General features: G+C 62.0%; 16 protein-coding genes. 3 read left to right on the top strand and 13 right to left on the bottom strand.

Annotation, left to right across the window (positions count from 1 at the left end; all coding sequences use genetic code 11):
* Positions 1 to 450: 450 nt before the first annotated feature.
* Both ABIB91_RS20980 and ABIB91_RS20975 read right to left on the bottom strand, forming a co-directional pair.
* Positions 451 to 678, bottom strand: coding sequence for a hypothetical protein (locus ABIB91_RS20980; RefSeq protein WP_354165196.1), 228 nt, complete (start codon positions 676 to 678; stop codon positions 451 to 453).
* 180 nt (positions 679 to 858) lie between these two features.
* On the bottom strand, positions 859 to 1,032 hold the full coding sequence (locus tag ABIB91_RS20975) for a hypothetical protein (RefSeq protein WP_354165193.1): 174 nt from the start codon (positions 1,030 to 1,032) through the stop codon (positions 859 to 861).
* 609 nt (positions 1,033 to 1,641) lie between these two features.
* On the opposite strand from ABIB91_RS20975, the gene ABIB91_RS20970 reads away from it, so the two are divergent.
* On the top strand, positions 1,642 to 2,760 hold the full coding sequence (locus ABIB91_RS20970) for an IS110 family RNA-guided transposase (RefSeq protein WP_259219213.1): 1,119 nt from the start codon (positions 1,642 to 1,644) through the stop codon (positions 2,758 to 2,760).
* Between the two features lie 478 nt (positions 2,761 to 3,238).
* Entirely contained in the window at positions 3,239 to 3,595 is a 357-nt protein-coding gene (locus ABIB91_RS20960; protein ID WP_354165233.1) for a hypothetical protein, read from the top strand.
* 814 nt (positions 3,596 to 4,409) lie between these two features.
* Here ABIB91_RS20960 and ABIB91_RS20955 read toward each other — a convergent pair.
* The 8 genes from ABIB91_RS20955 to deoC form a co-directional block, all read right to left on the bottom strand.
* On the bottom strand, positions 4,410 to 5,504 hold the full coding sequence (locus tag ABIB91_RS20955; RefSeq protein ID WP_354165189.1) for an ABC transporter ATP-binding protein: 1,095 nt from the start codon (positions 5,502 to 5,504) through the stop codon (positions 4,410 to 4,412).
* A gap of 84 nt (positions 5,505 to 5,588) precedes the next feature.
* Complete coding sequence (locus ABIB91_RS20950) at positions 5,589 to 7,028, bottom strand: extracellular solute-binding protein (protein ID WP_354165227.1); 1,440 nt, start codon at positions 7,026 to 7,028, stop codon at positions 5,589 to 5,591.
* A gap of 50 nt (positions 7,029 to 7,078) precedes the next feature.
* On the bottom strand, positions 7,079 to 8,116 hold the full coding sequence (locus ABIB91_RS20945) for a carbohydrate ABC transporter permease (protein ID WP_354165186.1): 1,038 nt from the start codon (positions 8,114 to 8,116) through the stop codon (positions 7,079 to 7,081).
* The gene (locus tag ABIB91_RS20940) at positions 8,113 to 8,988 is read right to left on the bottom strand and encodes a carbohydrate ABC transporter permease (protein ID WP_354165183.1); all 876 of its coding nucleotides are present in this window, start codon (positions 8,986 to 8,988) and stop codon (positions 8,113 to 8,115) included. Before ABIB91_RS20940 ends, ABIB91_RS20945 begins: the two co-directional genes overlap by 4 nt.
* 7 nt (positions 8,989 to 8,995) lie before the next feature.
* Positions 8,996 to 9,919, bottom strand: a complete 924-nt coding sequence (locus tag ABIB91_RS20935; protein ID WP_354165180.1) for a ribokinase — start codon at positions 9,917 to 9,919, stop codon at positions 8,996 to 8,998.
* Between the two features lie 5 nt (positions 9,920 to 9,924).
* Positions 9,925 to 10,380, bottom strand: a complete 456-nt coding sequence (locus tag ABIB91_RS20930) for an RbsD/FucU family protein (RefSeq protein ID WP_014494077.1) — start codon at positions 10,378 to 10,380, stop codon at positions 9,925 to 9,927.
* A gap of 82 nt (positions 10,381 to 10,462) precedes the next feature.
* The gene (locus tag ABIB91_RS20925) at positions 10,463 to 12,853 is read right to left on the bottom strand and encodes an aldehyde dehydrogenase family protein (protein WP_354165177.1); all 2,391 of its coding nucleotides are present in this window, start codon (positions 12,851 to 12,853) and stop codon (positions 10,463 to 10,465) included.
* 2 nt (positions 12,854 to 12,855) lie between these two features.
* Entirely contained in the window at positions 12,856 to 13,884 is a 1,029-nt protein-coding gene (gene deoC / locus ABIB91_RS20920; protein ID WP_502917001.1) for a deoxyribose-phosphate aldolase, read from the bottom strand.
* A 229-nt stretch (positions 13,885 to 14,113) separates the two neighbouring features.
* Here deoC and ABIB91_RS20915 point away from each other — a divergent pair, with 229 nt between their 5' ends.
* The gene (locus ABIB91_RS20915; RefSeq protein ID WP_354165174.1) at positions 14,114 to 14,908 is read left to right on the top strand and encodes a DeoR/GlpR family DNA-binding transcription regulator; all 795 of its coding nucleotides are present in this window, start codon (positions 14,114 to 14,116) and stop codon (positions 14,906 to 14,908) included.
* Between the two features lie 82 nt (positions 14,909 to 14,990).
* Here ABIB91_RS20915 and ABIB91_RS20910 read toward each other — a convergent pair whose 3' ends face one another.
* From ABIB91_RS20910 to ABIB91_RS20900, 3 genes are all read right to left on the bottom strand, one after another.
* Positions 14,991 to 16,145 carry a substrate-binding domain-containing protein gene (locus tag ABIB91_RS20910; RefSeq protein WP_354165171.1) on the bottom strand — a complete coding sequence of 385 codons (1,155 nt, stop codon included), beginning with the start codon at positions 16,143 to 16,145 and terminating at the stop codon, positions 14,991 to 14,993.
* A 102-nt stretch (positions 16,146 to 16,247) separates the two neighbouring features.
* Positions 16,248 to 17,240: an ABC transporter permease gene (locus ABIB91_RS20905; protein WP_354165168.1), complete on the bottom strand. Its 993-nt coding sequence runs from the start codon at positions 17,238 to 17,240 to the stop codon at positions 16,248 to 16,250.
* A complete protein-coding gene (locus tag ABIB91_RS20900; RefSeq protein ID WP_354165165.1) occupies positions 17,237 to 18,817 on the bottom strand; it encodes a sugar ABC transporter ATP-binding protein in 1,581 nt (526 codons plus the stop codon). Before ABIB91_RS20900 ends, ABIB91_RS20905 begins: the two co-directional genes overlap by 4 nt.
* Positions 18,818 to 19,227: the final 410 nt, after the last annotated feature.

The following is a 19,227-nucleotide window of genomic DNA, read 5'->3' as shown; positions in this document are numbered from 1 at the left end:
ACTCGCTTTCCACGGCATCTACACCTCCCGCAGAACAAAAGCGGAAAGTGTAACCCATGTGTCCGGTACGAACTGTCACCTATGTCTCGGGTCGCCCAACATGGCGCAAATCTGCGATATTTCCTCCGATCTTCCGCTTAAACGGTAGGTCAAATCGGCGTAGGTCCTCGCCCACCAGGGAAGCCATCCTTCATGAAGACGGCGGAACGTCGGATAAACCCCAAATGCAGAGCTGCCTAGCCGACGTGCCGGAGGGATGATGCGCGGAACTAGGCGCCTTCAAATCCGCTTCGTCAAAAGTGCCAATTCTCATCCGCAAATTTCCGGTCTGTCTCTATCAGCCGACATTTGGCAGCGTGGGATCAAGGCAGCCACAGGCCAGGAGGAGACATGGCTCTGGCACATTGGCCTGGCCACATAACGGGCAACGCCTGAGACATTCGTTTCAACTCAGATGGCAGCACCGGCCAGCAAAAAAGCGCCGCCAAGCGCGACCATCACAAGTCCAGGCCAGTTCGATTTGATGCCGAAGCCGCTACCCGGTCTTTCAGGCTCCAGCGTATCACGCCCGGAGCGAAGCCGCCTTCCACCGCTGAGTCGGCCTCGCCAAATGGGCTGAAACGCCATTTGGAGCACGCCGCCGAAAATAAGGAGCACACCAAGCCATATGAGGGTCATGCTCGCCTCCTCTACCCGCGAACGCCGAGAGTGTGCGCCGAGAACCCGTGGTCCATTCAGCGCCTGTCCGCTGCTCTCTCGGAATTAGACCGACCTTGAAAGCCGCCGGACGCACGAGCGCGCCGGCACCAGGCTGGGGATCACGCTCTCCGAAGCTCAGGCTACTTATAAGGACCCTGCTTAGTCTTCATCCGGCTCGCGCACGACCGGCGGTTCGTCGCTTTTGTCTTCTTCCTCTTCCTCTTCGTCGTCTTCCTCTTCGTCATCATCAGGATCTCGGGGCGGCATCGTGTTGCCCATGATCGCGAAGGCACGCCGGTCGATCGCAGGAATTAACTTGGGGAGTGGGGTCATGTTGTTACTCATCGGATGTGACCCTGGAGCACTTTACCCCTTTTTTGGCGGGGCAGACACGGAGTTGGCGGCCGGCGCGGACGAGGTCCGGTTATCCCTGTCAGCCAAGCCAGAGGTAAGTGTCGAGTTCTCGGATTCGGGCCAATAAGGGACCTCACGCCGATCGCTGCTTGAGATCGGTTTCATCTGGAGTCCGCTTCATTCTGTCACTCCGTCTTCGCCTTCGGACGTTCAATAAGTTGGTAACTGGGAACGTGGGTGCTTTCCTGCCACGATTCCAGAGCAGCTCCGCAGATTGCGCAGACCGCGTCACCTGTATGCGGTACCAAGAACTTCTCTTCGGTGCGTCTGTACTCAGCACCGCAAGTGCATTGCACAATTGTCACCATCCCGATGATATGTGCTTCGGATCGCGGAATTTCCAGTCCAGGCAACTTTCGTTGTTCTCTCGCGAGTCGACCGTCACTTTGTTGCCGCCGGTCGAGTCGGTGAACGGAGGGAAGTCCGCTAGACTGTATGTCCCCCCACAAATGAGGCGACTCACCCTCGATGTTGCGACGAGGGTTGCCCGGATGGACCGGGTAGAGCCTCAAACAAGGAGGGCGAGTCGTGGGTCATCATACCGAGGTCTTTGTCGGAATCGATACGTCAAAATCGCGCAATGCTATAGCCATTGCCGATGGCGGCCGTGGCGGCGAGATACGATATCTCGGGGAGTTTCCTGCCACGGAGGCAGCGATCCGAAAGCTGGTGGCAAAGCTTGCAGCGAAATGCTGTCAGTTGACGTTTTGCTACGAAGCAGGGCCAACAGGATACGGTCTCTACAGACTGCTCAAGAGCCTCGGCCATGACTGCCTGGTGGTGGCCCCCTCGCTCGTTCCGAAGAAGGCCGGCAATCGAGTGAAGACGAACCGGCGCGATGCGGTAAGCCTCGCCAAGCTGTTGCGCGCGGACGAGCTCACGGCGGTGTGGGTGCCGGACGAGCGCCATGAGGCTATGCGCGATCTCTCGCGCGCCCGTCAAGCAGTGAAGAAGGACCTCCAGGGCAAGCGTCAACAGATCTCGTCATTGATGCTGCGGCTAGGACGCATCTATCCGGGCAAGACAACGTGGGGACCAGCCCACATGAGATGGCTCATGTCGCAGAAGCTCGAGCATCGCGAGCAGCGCATCGCATTCGAAGAGTTACTTGAGGGGATACGCCAGGAAAGTGAGCGGCTGGAGCGTTTGGAAGATGCCATCCGCGAGGTAGTACCCGAGTGGTCGCTCGCCGAGGTTGTGTCGGCCCTGCAGGCGGTGCGTGGGATTGATCTCATTGCGGCTGTGGGGGTGCTGGCTGAGATCGGTGATCTATCCCGCTTTCAAAATCCGCGCGAGCTGATGGGCTATCTGGGTCTGGTGCCCACAGAAAACTCGACTGGCGACCAAGTCAAGCGAGGCGGCATCACCAAAGCCGGTAATGGGCGGGCGCGACGTATTCTTGTAGAGGCGGCCTGGAGCTATCGATATCCGCCGCGCGTGAGCCGAGACAAGCAGCCAAAGGTGGAGGCCGCACCGAGAGTCGCGCGCGAGATTGCGTGGAAAGCGCAAACCAGGCTGTGCGGACGCTTCCGCTCACTCGAGCGGAAGGGCAAGCGGCGAACCGTAATCGTCACGGCGATTGCCCGAGAGCTATCCGCCTTCATTTGGGCGATCAATCGCGAGCTCATGCCACCTCGACAGGCGTGACATCGTTGGGGGCTGTGGACCGCTCGAGTCGTGAGGTGCGCTCGACCGGCCCACAGCCCCCTTTGTTGCAATCAAGATCAGGGGGCAGTCGCAGACATTAATCGTGCAGAAGTGAAGGCGGGACCACGGCAGGGGAAATCCTGAAATCCATTATGTGGCCGATCATCCGATCGACGCCCGACGCTAGACCAGGGACAGCCCCAGACGAAAAAACGGAAATGCGGTATCCAACCCGCGCATCAGAGCCTGTTCACCGACGTCTTTGAGTCCCGCCTTCTCCTCTGCACGATCCATCGGCACAAGAACTTCACGATGAGTCCTCGTGGAGATGAGAAACCGTGCGCTGTGTGCTTGACTGGGGACATCAGAATGGGATGGTCGGCCGTGCTCCTGCCCCGCCAGCGATAAGCTGGCCAGGGGCTCCAAAGACAGGGAGCATGGCATCGATCTCGCGCGAGATCGCCCCGGTGAGCTCGACATGCTCGCGCTCGCGAAGAACATCCCTCGCCTGCTGAAGGCGCTGCTCGGTCTCGGTCTGCACGATCCGGGCGATCACCTGATCGCGGCGGACCTCGTCGCCGATGCCCACGTCGAGCGAGGGCAGTTTTCCGCTGACCGCGGGCACGGCATTGACCAGGCGACCACCGCTGCTCAACAAAATGCCGTCAGCGTAATGGCAAGATGCTGCCATGTCCCTGCACATCGGATCGTGCACTTGCCCGGCGCCACGCATTTCTATCCCCGAACGTCGCCCGTTACGCAAGAAGATGGAAGCACCACGGATCTTGAAAGCGCGATCGCGCTATTCCTGAGCGAAACGCTGACCGAGAAGTAGTCGTCATCCTAATATCAGGGACGCGATCACGCCCTACGTGAAAAGCTCTACCACGGTTTCCCCAAATGCCGAGCCATCGCTGAGGCAATGGAATCGAGGGCCACAATCTTTGGACTCCACCGCTTTTCGGCTCCACATACTTCGGTAGGGCCGGTTTCAAGCACTCGATAAGAGGGGCCGAACAGCACAACCACGGACCCGCAACCATCTCAAATCGCTATTTGAGGCGGTGGCCTGAACGGGCGGATCGGTCGGCCGATCCGTCGGCAATATGAGAACCGAACCGCCAGCGACGACATTGTTTGTGGATATGGGCGGAAGGTCGGCATCGTCCTGCGAACCCGGCGTCCCGAACGCAGTGAACATCTTCTAAGTTGTTGATTTTTATCGAGGTGACAATCGTTTTCATCCCGTTTTGTTCACGGTCGTTTCACCCAATTCGTTGCGATTTCGTTGCGGCGTTCTGAGAGAGAACGGCCGCCACCGTTGCATGCTCTTGCAGGCTCTCCCAAGCATCAGCGGGACCGGGGCCATTCGCAAAATTTTCGCGCCGTTCTCTCCCGCAGAGGTTTGAGAATGATCCCAGCTTCTCTAACGCTCAGGCCAAAACTGCGGGGGAAAGTGCACTCCTCATTCCAACTGCAGTGCAATTCCAAGCTTGCTATTCAAGCATCGGCTGCCCAGTACGCATATTCCACGGAGGAGAGGATCAAGCTATCGAGCCCAAACAGGTGCGAAATCGTTCGCAGTCACTTTAGCGCCGCCTTAGCCCGGCACCTGGCAAAGGGTCCCATAGACATAGAGGGCCAGCGAATCAGGCCACGATCGCTTGTCCTGTCGCCTTATCGAACAAATGTGCTCGCTGCAGGTCGAGTCCCACGTCAAACGGCCGATCGGGCTCGGCGGCAACTCCGACCTGCATCTGCGCAGTGAACGGAAAGGCACCGACGGTGCCGATCACGAGCGTATGCGGTCCCAATGGCTCGACGTCCCTTACAATCATACGGACAAATGAGCCAGCCGGGGCCTCTTGGTAAACAACGTGGTCGGGCCGGACGCCCAGCACCAAGGGTTTGCCGATGCTGGCTGTATAAGCCGCCTCGCGAGACTTCGGTAGCGCTAACGCCGTGCCCGAAGGTTCGATGAAAACTAGCGCGCCGTCTCGGGCGACAATCTCGCCATGGATGAAATTCATGCTGGGTGCGCCCATGAATCCCGCGACGAAGAGATTGCTGGGCTTCTCGTAGATCGTGATCGGGTCGGCCGCCTGCTCGATCCGGCCACGATTCATCACCACGACGCGATCCGCCATGGTCATCGCCTCGACCTGATCGTGCGTGACATAAACGATCGTCTTGGCAAGACGGCGATGCAGCGCCTTGATCTCGGTCCGCATCTCGATGCGGAGCTTGGCGTCGAGATTTGACAATGGCTCGTCGAACAGAAACACGTCCGGGCTGCGCACGATGGCACGGCCGATCGCGACGCGCTGACGCTGTCCGCCGGAGAGCTGCTTGGGCCGGCGGTCCAGATATTGCTCGAGGTCGAGAACCCGTGCCACGTCCTGAACTGCTTTCGCGATGCTGGCGCGTGAATTGCCGCGCACCTTCATGCCGTAGCCGATGTTCTCTCCGACCGTCATGTGCGGATAGAGTGCATAGTTCTGGAACACCATCGCACAATTGCGCAAGCCCGGACGCAGCTGCGTCACGTCGCGGTTGCCGATGCGGATGTTTCCGCTGGTGACCGCCTCCAGCCCCGCAATCATGCGTAATGTCGTGGTCTTGCCGCAGCCGGACGGCCCGACAAGCACGACGAATTCCTCGTCGGCGACGTTCAGATCGAGCCCCTCGATGATCTTGTAGGGCCCATATGCCTTGGTGACGTTCTCGATCTTGACGTGCGCCATGGATTCCTTTTCCGTCCCTTGCATCGACGGCCAACAATGCCCGGATGATGCTTACGCATCATCCGGGGCAGTCTCCGCAGGAAGCTAGTTCTTGGGCGGAAGACCCATCGCTGCGCGATAGGCCGCCAATTGCTTCGCGCGCCCGAACTCGTCGGTCAGGCGATTCCATTCCTTCGCGACCGCGTCCAGCGCGGCCTGCGGCGTGGTCTGGCCGGCCAGCGCCTTGCCAAGCTCGATCTCGACGACCTCGGTGTAGGAGAAATAGCCCGGCAGACGCATGTCGAGCGCGACATTCTTGGCATTGATCGAATCCGCTTGCGCGCCGAGATATTCCTTGGCCTCTTCGGGCGAGAAGTTCTTGCTCCACAATTGCAGATTGGCCGTGTGCGATTTGCGGTAAGGATTGACCCCGGAGCCACCGGTGATCGCCGCTTGCCCCGACACTTCGGGGCTCGTCAGCGTCTTGACGAAGTCCCAAGCTGCCTGCTGGTTCTTGCCGACCTTCGGTACCGCGACCTGCCATCCGCCGAATGCCATGAATGGCGCCGGCAACACGCTTCCGAACTTGTCCCACTTCTTGGTCTTGGCGTTCCAGATCTGATCCGATCCCGGCAGGATCGCCGAACCGACCTTGCCCGAAATCTTCGACTGCTTGGGATCGGCGGCGATCACGCCGGTGTCGCCCCAGCCGATCGACTCGGCCACCTGGCCGCCGGCCACAGCGGCATTGACCTCGCCGAACGAGAAGTTCAGCGCATTGGGCGGGCCAAGTTTTGAGGCACGGATGTATTCTTCCAGTCCCTTCACCCAGCCCGGATTGTTGATCTGGGCATCCATCGTTTCGGGGTCGAAGAACATCGCGCCCGGATAGTTAGGGTTGTTTGTATAGGCGGCCGCGTGGCTGAAGAAGAACCAGAACTGCTGGCCGCCGCGACGGAAGGCTTCCGCCGTGCCCCAAAGCCCCTTGTCCGGGCGCTGGAAGAACTCCGCGATATCGAGATACTGCTTCCAGGTCTTTGGCGGCGCCAGGTCGTAGCCGTACTTGGCCTTGAAGGCGTCCTTCTCCTTGGGATCGTTGAACAGGTCGGTGCGATAAGTGTAGGTATGAACGTCGCCGTCCATCGATTGCGAATAGATCTTGCCTTCCCACACCATCAGGCGCTCACGATAGGCTGGCTCGATATCGTCCCAATCCTTGCCGGACTGCATCTCCTTCGGCATCTCGCTGAGAAATGAGACGAAGTCTGGCAGCCAGGCGGGTGCAAAGCTGACCAGATCGAATGTCGCGTCCGATCCCGTCAGTGACGTGACGATCTTCGGGTAGAGCTCCGACCATGGAAACTCGACCACATTGACTTTGCCGCAGGTCTTCTTGGTCCATTCGTCCGCGCCGAGCTTGAGCGCAGAGGCGATATACGGGCCGGTCTGCGACGCCACCGTCAGGGTGACGCCGGAATAATCCGGGCTACAGGCAGCGTTCGCCTGGCTCACGGTGCAAGCCATCGCGAGCGAGGTGGTCAGCATCAGAAACGTCCGTCGCAACATCGTCCAGTCCTCCCTAGATAAGTTTTTTGCTATTTGATCGCTCCGAGCAGCAGGCCCGACCGCATCATGCGGCTGAGCAGACCTGCCATGATCATCATCGGAATGATGGCGACGAGCGCCGCGGCCGAGATCGCCCACCATTCGTCGCCGCGCTGGCTGTTCTGTCCCGCCACCAGGATCGGCAGCGTCTGCCATCTGGAATTGGTCAGGAACAGCGCGAACAAGAACTCGTTCCAGACGAAGGCGAGCGTGATCATGAAGGTCGCCAGCAGTCCGTTCATCGACATCGGCACCACGATGCCGAGGAAGATGCGCCAGCTCGGCACGTTGTCGACCATCGCGGCCTCCTCGACCTCGATCGGGATAGCTTCGAAAAAGTCGCGCATCAGCCAGACCACGATCGGCAACGAGAACGCGACGTAGCACAGCGTCATGCCGACATAGCTGTCGATGAGCTGGAAGCCGAGCCGGCCGATTTCGCTGTAGAGCAGATAGAGCGCGAACGCCGTGACGATCGGCGGGAACATGCGCTGGCTGACGAACCAGAACAGGATGTCCTCATTGCCGAGGATCGGCCCCGGCAGCGGCAGGCGGTTGGCCAGGATTGCAGCGACAAGCGAGATCGGGAACGCCAGCAGCAGCGCCTGCGGTCGGGTAAATCCAAGCGTGTTGTTGAACAGCAGATAGCCGCCGAGCGCGAGCAGGAAGAAGATCAGGCCGGCGCCAAGGCGCACCCTGAATTCGAACCGCACCAGCGCATAGGCCGCCATCGCGCCGATCGCAGTCGCAATCGCCGCCGCGGACAGTCCAATGATCGTCGAGTTCAGGAAGGTTCGGAAGAACTCGCCACGGATGCCCTGATAGAGATCGATGAGGGGCTGCAGGGTCGGCGTGAAATCGACGAACGGAATATAGGTCGGGCCGCCGACCACGCCCGGCGGGGTCTTGAACGCCGTCACCACCACCCAATAGAGCGGAAACACCGAGATCAGAAACCAGACGAGCACGCCGGCCGCGACCAGGCGGCGGCTCCAACTCGACAGTCCGGTAAGGCCTTGCCCGCTCATCGGCGCTTCTCCAGATGCGGCCGTAGCAGCGCCAGATAGGTCACGCCAATGATCGTGATCGCGATCAGGAACAGGAAGCTGAGCGCCGACGTGTAGCCGAGATTGAACTTCTTGAAGCCCTCCTGATAGGCGAACAAGGTCAGGGTCTCGGTGTCTACACCCGGTCCGCCGCCTGTCATCACGAACACGGTGTCCATGATCTTGTAGCTCTCGATCAGGCGGATGAAGACGACCGCGGCGGAGATCGGCAGCATCATCGGAAAGGTGATGCCCCAGAATTGCTGCCAGGCGCTGGCGTTCTCGAGCTCGGCCGCCTCGTAGACGTCTTCAGGGAGTGTCTGCAGGCCAGCCAGCATCATCAGGATGATGAACGGTGTCCACTGCCAGATCTCAATCGCAATGATGCATGCGAGCGCCCAGTGTCCGTTGGTGAGGAACGGCAGGTTCGCCAGTCCAAACATGGACAGGAACTGGTTGAGCGGGCCCATGGTCGGATTGAAGATCATGCGGGCAACGAGCGCGACGGCGACCGGGGCCAGCAGCATCGGCAACAGCAAGGCCACGCGAAACAGCCGCTCGCCAGGAACGCGCGCGTTCAGCGCGAGCGCAACGCCAAACCCGATCACGTATTGCACCCCGACGGCGATGAACGCGATTAGCGACGTCGTGAAGATCGCATTCCAGAAGCGCGGCTCTTGCAAGAGCGTCACATAATTACCGAACCACACCACGCGTGGCGGGATCGGCGGAATCAGGCGATAGCTGAGGAAGCTCGTGGTGAACGAATAGATCAGCGGAAAGATCGAGATCGCCAGCACGACGAGCACCGCCGGCCAGATGAAGACATGCTTGATCGGATCGTTCCGCATCATGTGCAGATCATTCCCTCAACAGGGCTTCAATCTCAGCGCGCCGCGGCATCGCAGGCGCAGTCCCCGCGCGCGTCACGGAAATGCCCGCCGTGGCCGAACCGAAGCGCGCCGCTTCCAGTGGATCGGCGCCGCCCGCAAGCGCTGCTGCGAATCCGCCGACGAATGCATCGCCGGCGCCCGCGGTTTCGACCACCTGGCCGGCAGCGAACGGCCGCACGTGCAGCGAGCGATCCCGCCCGTGAAACAACGCTCCGCGTTCGCCGAGCGTGATCAGCGCGGTACCCGCCCCCTTGGCCAGCAACGCGTCTCCGGCGCGGCGGGCACCGGCAAGATCGCTCACCGCGATCCCGGTCAGCGCCTCGGCCTCGGTCTCGTTGGGAACGACGTAGTCGCATAGTGCAAACAGGCTGTCGTCGAATGCGCCCGCGGGTGCCGGGTTGAACACGGTGATGCTGCCCGCAGCGCGCGCGATGTCGAGGCCGCGCTGCGCAGCCGCGACCGGTTGCTCGAGCTGGGTCACGAAGACGCGGCTGGTACGGATCGCATCCGCCGCCGCGTCGACGTCGGCGGGGTTGAGACCGTCGGCTGCTCCGCTCACCACGATGATGGCGTTGTCGCCGCGGGTCTCGTGGACATAGATGAAAGCGGCGCCGGTCGGCGCCTCCGCAGTCCTGGTGACGCGCGGCCGAATTCCTTCTGTCTCCCACGTCTTGATGGCGAGATCGCCGAAGGCGTCGTTACCGATACGCGAGATGAAGGTCACGTCCGCGCCCGCGCGCACAGCCGCCACCGCCTGGTTCGATCCCTTGCCGCCTGGTCCCATGGCAAATCCGGAGCCCGCGATCGTTTCACCGATTGCTGGCATGTTGCCGGCCCGGAACGCCAGATCCACGACGAAGATGCCGAGCACTGCGACGCCAGTCTTGCTCATGGTCGTCACTCTCCGTCCGGCGCGATGACGCCCTTGGAGAACAGGAAGCAGCCGTAGAAGCGCCGCTCACCGGTGGCGATCACGCAGTAGGCCGTCTTGGCCTTTTCATAGAAGGCATGACGCTCGACCCCGACCAGCGGCCAAGAGCGTCCCTCGGCGCGGTCGATCGCGGCCTGCACCTCGCGCTGCACCGGCGGCACCTCCTGGGGTTGGCCGACGATCTCCATGCGGATCGCGGCATCGTCGACGAACGTATCGAGCGGCAGCACCGAGAGGATGGCTTCGATCGCCTTTGCCGTACTGACGTTGTCAATGCGAAGCAGCTCGCCGAACACGGTCTGGCGCGCGATCGAGTCAGCAGGGAAATTAGTATCGCACACCACGAGGCGGTCTCCGTGCCCCATTGCGCGCAAGGCATAGAGCACGTCGGCATTGAGCAGTGGATTGATGCCCTTGAGCATGTTGCGTCCCTCCCTTGTCTTCAAGAATCGCCCGAACTCTGATGGTTCGGGCGCCAACCAGTATCACCGCAAGGTGACGTCTTTAGTCCCCGTAGGGAATCCAGATATTCTTCACCTGCACCGCATGGCGGAGCAGGATCGGGCCTTCGCTCGCCGCCCGGTCGTACCAATCGAGCGCCAGGCCATGGTCGACCAGCGTGCGCTTGAGATTGCCGACCGATAGCCGCTCCGCGGCCGTCGAGGCCTCCTGCGAGCCGAACACCCAGAGCGCATCGACGTCGTCATGTTCGGCGAGGACCTTTGCCAGCGCATCGCGCTCGCCGGTGACGATATTGACGACGCCTGCCGGCACGTCCGACGTCTCCAGCACCTGATAGAAATCAGTCGCTGCAAGCGGATGCCGCTCGCTCGGGACGGCGACGACACGGTTGCCCATCGCGATCAACGGTGCCACCAAGCTAATAAAGCCCAGCAACGGGGCCTCGTCCGGGCAGGCCACCCCGACCACGCCGATCGGCTCGTGCATGGCAAGCGCCACGCCGCGCAACGGCGGCGCATGGATCGTCCCCTCGTATTTGTCGGCCCAGGCCCCATAGCTGAACAGCCGCTCGATACTCGCGTCGACCTCTACGCACGCCTTTGCGGGCGAAACGCCGGTCATATCACCGATGCGCCGGGCAAACTCGTCGACGCGCGCGGACAGATTCTCGGCAAGGTAGTAGAGGATTTGGGCGCGATTATGCGTCGTTGCCCGCGCCCACCCCTCGGCCGAGCGCGCGGCAGCCACCGCGTTACGGATATCCTTGCGATTGCCCTCGCCGATCTCGCCGAGGTGCCGCCCCTTCGGCGACAGCACCGTGCGCGAATAATTCCCGTCAGGACGGACCTGCTTGCCGCCGACGAACAGCTTGGCGGTTCGGTCGATCGAGGGCGTGCCAAATCCTGCGCCGCCGGCAGAAGCCGCCGGGGATGGCGGCGGCACCTTCGCCCGCGCCTTCCGCCCGCTCCATGCCTTCGGCTTGAGGTATTCGTAGAGGCCTTCCCGGCCGCCCTCGCGGCCGAAGCCGGACTCGCGATAGCCGCCGAAGCCGACGCTGGCGTCGAACAAATTGGTCGCATTGACCCAGACCACGCCGGCCTGAAGTTTTGGCGCGATATCGAGCGCCAAGCCAATGGTCTCGCTCCACACGCTGGCCGCAAGGCCATAGCGCGTGTTGTTGGCGAGCATCACCGCCTCGTCCGGCGTACGGAACGTCATCGCGACCAGCACCGGACCAAAGATCTCCTCGATCGCCACGGTCGATGACGGATGCACGTTCCAGAGCAAGGTCGGGGGATAGAAGCATCCCTCGGCGGGGATCGGCCCCGGCGCCTGATACTTCTCGGCGCCCTCGTTGACGCCGGTTTCGACCAGCGCCTTGATCCGCTCGAGCTGCACCGGTGCGACCACCGCGCCCATGTCGATCGACTTGTCGAGCGGCGGACCCACGCGCAGCGTCTCCATACGGCGGATCAGGCGCTTGCGGAATGTCTCCGCAATGCCCTCCTGCAACAGCAGTCGCGATCCGGCGCAACAGACCTGGCCCTGGTTGAACCAGATCGCATCGACCACGCCTTCCACGGCGCCATCCATGTCGGCGTCATCGAACACGATGAACGGCGACTTGCCACCGAGCTCGAGGGTCAGCGACTTGCCGCTGCCTGCGGTCGACTGACGGATCAACCGACCGATCTCGGTCGATCCCGTGAAGGCGATCTTGTCGACACCGGGATTTTCGACGAGAGAAGCGCCGGTGGCGCCATCACCCGTCACCACATTCAACACGCCGGGCGGCAGGCCCGCTTCCGCCGCGAGTTCGGCGAACAGCAGCGCGGTAAGCGACGTGAACTCCGCCGGTTTCAGCACCACGGTGTTGCCGGTCGCCAGCGCGGGCGCGATCTTCCAGGCCAGCATCAGCAGCGGAAAGTTCCAGGGGATGATCTGGCCGATCACACCGACCGGGACATGGTCGGCGAATTCGCGCTCCTGCAATTGGGCCCAGCCGGCGTGATACAGGAAGTGGCGCGCAGCAAGTGGCACGTCGAGATCGCGGGTTTCCCTGATCGGCTTGCCATTGTCGATCGCTTCCAGCACCGCGAACAGACGAGCATGACGTTGCAGCATGCGCGCCAGCGCATAGAGATGACGGGCACGACCGTGGCCACCGAGCTTTGCCCATGACGACTGCGCCGATCGCGCGGCGCCGACGGCAGCCTCGACATCCGCAGCGATGCCTTGCGCGAGTTTGGCCAACGTCTTGCCCGTGGCCGGCTCGATCGTCGTCAGATGCTTGGCCGAAGCCGGCGTGAGGAATTTACCGGCAATGAAATGCCCGAATGTCGCGTCGTGCCGCTTCAGCCAGGCGCGCGCCTCGCCGTCCGCCTCGGGAGCGGGACCATAATCCATGGTCTCGTAGTAATGTGCGATGCTCATGCTCAGCCCACGGGATGACGGTTGAAGGCCGAGTAGCGGCCGGTGACGTGATGCTCAAGCTGACGCTCGATGTCGGCGAGCAGGCTCGAGGCGCCGACGCGGAACAGATCGGGCTCGAGCCAATCGCGACCCAACTCCTCCTTCATCAGGAACTGGTAGTTGAGCACATCCTTCGCCGTCGAGATTCCACCGGCCGGCTTGAAGCCGATCTTGAAGCCGGTGCGCTCCTGATAGACCCTGATCATGCGCAGCATCGCCAGCGTCACCGGCAGCGTGGCATTGACGCCTTCCTTACCAGTGGAGGTCTTGATGAAGTCGGCGCCGGCCATCATGCAGACCATCGACGCCTTGGCGACGTTGCGCAGCGTTTTGAGGTCGCCGGTTGCCAGGATCGTCTTCAGATGCGCGTCACCGCAGGCCGCGCGGAAATCCCGGACTTCGGCGTAAAGAGCGCGCCAGTCTCCGGTCAGCACATGCTCACGCGTGATGACGATGTCGATCTCCTGCGCACCGTCCCTGACGGACGCCTCGATCTCCTTGAGTTTCAGATCGTGCGGCACGAGACCCGCAGGAAATCCGGTCGAGACCGCAGCGACGGGAATGTCATGCCCATCGAGCGCTTCGACCGCGGTTGCGACGAAGCGGTGATAGACGCAGATCGCGCCCGTGTGCAGCCCGCGCCCGGCAAAGCCGAGCGCCTCGAGAAGGTCGTTTCGGATCGGCGCCCTCGCCTTGGCGCAAAGGCGCTTCACCCGCTCGGCTGTATCGTCGCCGTTGAGTGTCGTCAGGTCGATGCAGGCGATCGCCTTCAGCAACCACGCCGCCTGCGCGTCCTTCTTCACGGTACGCCGGCCCGGCAGGCTGGCAACCCGGCGCTCGGCAGCGGATAGATTGATCCTGATCTCATCGAGCCAATCCATCTCGAGCGCGCGGCCGCAGTTGCGCGCGATCGGATGCGGATGATTGTGATCCCGCGCAGGTGGCTGCGCCGGCACTGCGGATGGATTCGATATCAAGACGCCCTGCGCCATCGGTACGCCGCGCAATGCTAGCGAATCGACTGAGACGGCAGATAGACTGAATGTGCCGATTGCAACATGCGATCCTCCCATCTCTTGCCGGCTGGAGCTTCTGCTGCCTGCTATCGCGGACAGCGAAACGTCCTTCAGGCCAGATGTTATTATTGTAACAGATTGACGTTGCTAAACTCACATCATTGTAAGATCATTGTCAACCGGATAAGCAAGCTCGGTGACGAAAATGACTGAAACACCGACCGCACGCCCCAGCGAGACCCGCGTCCAGCGACTGCAACGGCTGCGACGCGCCGTCGAGACGAGCGGCGCACTGCATCTGAAGGACGCCGCAGAGCTGCTGAAGGTGTCGGAGATGACGGTCAGGCGCGACCTTGCCGGACCCGAGGCGGCGCTCGCTTTGCTCGGCGGCTACGTCGTCAACGCGGCGTCGCCGACCGGGATCAAGTACACATTCGAACAGGAAATCGACCAGCATACGCAGGACAAGCTCCTCGCCTGCCGATCAGCAGCCGCCTCGATCAAAGAAGGTGACACCATCTTCATCGATTGCGGCACCACGATGCAGTCGCTGGCGGATTGCCTGCCTGAGGACATGCCTCTCTCGGTGATCTGCTATTCGCTGAACGTCGCCTCGATCGTCACCCACCGTCCGGCGACGCAGGTGATGCTGATGGGCGGGCTCTACCATCCGTCATCGCAATCGTTCTCGTCGGATGACGGCCTGTCCTATTTGCGGCGGCTCGGGGTCAACAAGGCTTTCGTCTCGGCCGGCGGCCTGCACTGGACCCGAGGCGCCAGCTGCTCCAATTTTCACGAAGTCGCCATCAAGCAGGCCGTCATCGCGACCGCTATGGAAAGCATCCTCGTGGTCGACGCCAGCAAGCTCGGCAGCCTCAAGCCGGCGTCTTTCTCCGACGTCAGCTCGTTCTCGCGGATCATCGTCGGTGGCTCCGTGTCGGCAGACACGCGCAAGCACTTCCGCAGCCTTCCCGTCGAATACGTCACCAGCGCGGCCTGATCCGGACGGGGGCTGGTTCGCCCGGATCAGGTGGGCCGAAACGATGCGCGGTCCCGCGGAACCGCGCATCGGTATGACAGGCTCAGTTGCAGGCGGGCTTCGCCTTGTTGCAGGCATCCGTCAGCTCGGCCGGCGGATCCTTCTTGAACACGGTCTTGTAGGACTCCAGCACATTCGACTGCGTCACCGGCAACGACTGCACACCGACCCAGCCGGGCGTTTCCTTACCCAGCAGCGCATTCATCATCGCCAACGCCTCGGCAACGCCCTGGTCGTAAGGACGCTGCGAGCCGGTCGCCTTCAGCGGACCGCCCTTGGCAATTTCGATCGCCGATTGCAGGCCGAGGTCGACCGTCGTCATGGGAATATCGATGCCCTGAGCCCGCATCGAGCTCAGCGTGTCGAGCGCCGGTTGATCCCACACCGCGTACAGTCCCTTGACGTCGGGATTGCCGGTCAGGAAGTCGCCCGCGATCTGTGAGACCTTCGGCGGATCGGTGAAATCGACCTGCTTCATCTTGATGTCGGGCCGGTTTGCTTTCATCCACTCCCGCACGCCCTTGGTGCGCTCGTTGGTGCTGAAATAGTCGACGCCGAAATTGACGAGACCGATGGTGCCGCCCTGCGCCACGCAGGACGCCAGGATCTGTGCCGCGATCTGGCCATTGCCCTGGCTATCGGCCGAGACCATCGTCGCGTATTCCTCGGGATGCTTCAGGCCGGTCGGGATGCTGTCCATCAGCACGAGCTTGATGCCGGCTTTGGCGATCTTCTTGTAGGTCGGAGCGGTCGCGGTGAAATCGACCGGGATCGAAATGATGCCGTCCGGATGCTGCTGGATGGTGTTCTCGATATCGGCGATCTGCTTGTCCACCTGATACTCGGCGGATGCAACGCCCGTCACCGTCACGCCGTACTTCTTCAGCGTATCGGTGATGCCCTGGATCTGGAGCTGCGACCAGTCGAGATTGACCGTCTGCATGGAGATGCCGACCTTGAAATGCTTCTCTTTGACCTTGGCGGCATCGGCCTCCGACAGCGCAAGCACCTCGGGGGAAGCCGCCTTCTCGCCGTGGGGTCCCTGGCCGACGATCGATTTCGGCCCGAGCGTTGCGAGATTGACACCCTTGACGCAGGTCGCGGGCACTTCGGCGCGAGCCGAGGGGACGATCGAGACGGCCGCAGCGGCAGCCATCAACACAGTCAAAGGCACGGCTTGTCGCAAGATTGATTTCATTGTTTCCTCCATTTTTGGTCGCCGATTCCGGAGGGCCAGCGACCTTGCCCCTACCCACGCGGCGCGATCAAACTGACCCTCATTCGCAGCGCCTGACTTCGACTAGCGTTTCGTGAAAGCAACCGCGGCAACGATGATCGCGCCCTTGATCACGAGCTGCATCGGCGAGCTCACGCCGAGCAGAACAAGGCCGTTGTTGAGCGTGCCGATGATCAAGCTGCCGAACAGCGTCCCCAGGATGTAGCCGCGCCCGCCGAACAGGCTGCAGCCGCCGAGGATCACCGCGGCAATGACGTCGAGCTCCATGCCCTGCACGACATCCGGACGCGCGGCGTGTGAACGCGCCGACAGCACCAGGGCCGCGAGTCCCGCCAGCGTGCCGGTCAGGACAAAGGCCGCTGTCGTGATCCGTTTGGTATTGATGCCGGAATAGAGCGCCGCAGTCGGATTGCCGCCGACCGCATAGATGCGCCGGCCGAACACGTTGTAGTGCAGCAGCAGGATGCCGACGATCATCGCCGCCAACGTCCAGGCGATCGGAACAGGTATGCCGAGGAACGTGCCTTCGCCAAAGATCGCGAAATAGGTCTCGTTAGTGATGATCACCGGCTTGGTGTTGGTCACCATCATCGCCAGTCCCCGCGCCATGCTCAGCGAGCCTAGCGTCACCAGGAACGACGGGATCGAGAGCTGCGTGGTCAGGACGCCATTGAGCAGCCCCACCAGCGCGCCGGTGCCGAGCCCGGCCACGGCGCCCATGATCCAGCTGTTATTGATCTGGCTCATCGCGAGAGCGGCCGCCATGCCTGATAGCGCCAATGTCGAGGCAACCGACAGATCGATCTGACGCGCGATGATAGTGAAGGTCATGCCGACGGCGATGATCGACACCAGCGTGGTCTGGCGCCCGATGTTCAGGAAATTGTCGACCGAGAGGAACCAGGGCGAGGACAGGCTGAACACGACCAACAGGATCAGAAAGGCGATGTACAGCATGTACGGCCGCTCGCCCCGCAGCAGATTCTGGAGAATCTTGCGGCGGCGATCGGATCGGGTCGACGAGGCGACCACGTTGGGAGCGGTCAGTTCGGTCATGCGGGAAGCTCTTGCAAGTGGCCGGGCCCGGAGGCCTGGTACATCTGGAGGAGATGATGCAGCTCTTCGGCATCATCGATCTCGCCGCGCGAAAGCGTACGAGCCACGCGCCCGTTGACGATCACGGAGATGCGGTCGCAGAGCTCGATCAATTCGACGAGGTCGGACGAAACGACCAGGACCCCGCTGCCGTCGCGGACGGCGTTCCGGATCACGGCATAGATTTCCTCGCGTGCGCCCACGTCGACGCCGACCGTCGGTTCGTCCAGGAGCAGCACGCGCGGCCGCGGGTCATTCCATTTTCCGAACACGACTTTTTGCTGGTTGCCGCCGGAGAGTGTTCTGACCAGGCTGAACGCGCCGGGCGCTTTCACCGAAAGCCTGGCGACCGCGGTTTCCGCACGCCTGGCGGCGGCGCGTTGCTGCATCCAGCCCCAACGCGAGAAGTGGGGAATTCGCGGCAAGGTGACGTTTCGTTCGATCGAATGGTCCAGGACCAGACCCTGCACGTGCCGGTCTTCCGGCACCAGCGCGATGCCCTGCTCTATCGCATCGGCAGGCCCACTCGGCAGCCATCGCCGGCCCTCGATCTCGATTGCGCCGCTCTCGAGCGGCCTGAGGCCAAACACAGTCTCCAGAATCTCTGTGCGTCCGCTGCCGATCAACCCGGCGAGCCCATGGATCTCGCCCTTCAGCACGGACAGATCGACGGCACGAAGCCGGTCGTTGGACGCATCCGACAGCGACAAGACCGGCGACGGATCCAGTTCACGCTTCGCAGCAGGTTCGGTGCGCGGGCCCGTGGCTGCCGATCGATCCGTTCCGACGATCGCGTTCACGAGCCGCTTCATGTCGGTCTCGGCGGTGACAAACGTGCCGGCGTTGGCGCCATCGCGCAGCACCGTGACGCGCTGCGAGATCTCGAAGACCTCATTGAGCCGGTGGGTCACATAGATCACACCGACTCCGCGGCGCGTCGCCTTCCCGATCGCGTCGAACAGGATCCGGACCTCATCAGATGTCAGCGAGGAGGTCGGCTCGTCGAGGATCAGGAGCCGAACCTCGCCCATCAACGCCTTTGCAATCTCCGTCATTTGGCGATAGGCGAACGGCAGCGAGCCGACGGTCGCTCTCGTATCCAGGGGAATGCCGAGTTCTTTCAGGAACGCCTCGGCCCTGGCCATCAGCGCGCGTTGCCGGACAAAGCCTAGAGCTGCGCGCGGCTCGCGACCGAGCAACAGATTGTCGGCAACGCTCAAGGATTCAACGAGGCTGAGGTCCTGATAGACGACCGCGATCCCCGCTTCGCGCGACTTCGCCGGGCTGTCGAATTCCACCGACCTTCCGGCGATCTCGATCGTGCCGCTGTCGAGAGTATGAACACCGCTGAGGATCTTGATCAGCGTGGATTTTCCCGCGCCGTTCTCGCCGAGTAGCGCGTGCACCTCGCCGGCCCGGACCTCGAGGTCAACGTCGCGTAGCGCCCGCACGCCGCCAAAGCGCTTGTTGATACCGCTGACCGTCACAAGCGAGGTCGGCGGCCGAGGTTCTGCTGAAACCGAACCGGACAATTCCAAGCTTTCCTCCCGCCGGCCCTGCAAGACGCTGGTACGATGGTGACATATTGTTACTTTTGCAACTTACGTTGTTATAATTCTATCACATTGGGCAGGCTGTCAATGGCAGATCACGTTGGAGCAGCCGGTTCGAATGACCGCCAGCCCACCACACTTCGTGCGGTCGCGAACGCGAGTCGGAGAGCCGGCGTTCCCAGCGGGGGATCTGCTCAACATCAAGGACGACCCGAGCTCACGACACGCTCCGCCCCGTCCGAGGTGGCAAGCACCCGATCGCCCATGCTTGAGAAGAATGGTTTGCCAGATCATACGGGCGGAGATTACGCTCCCCAAAGCGAGCGAATTGCCAAGATAATGGCTAACTTCCGCAAGTAATTCGCAATTGTGGGTCCCCTGCATAACTGCCGCCC

This window comes from Bradyrhizobium sp. JR4.3, assembly GCF_040547695.1.
Taxonomy (GTDB): domain Bacteria; phylum Pseudomonadota; class Alphaproteobacteria; order Rhizobiales; family Xanthobacteraceae; genus Bradyrhizobium; species Bradyrhizobium canariense.
This window is presented reverse-complemented; position numbering and strand designations above follow the sequence as displayed.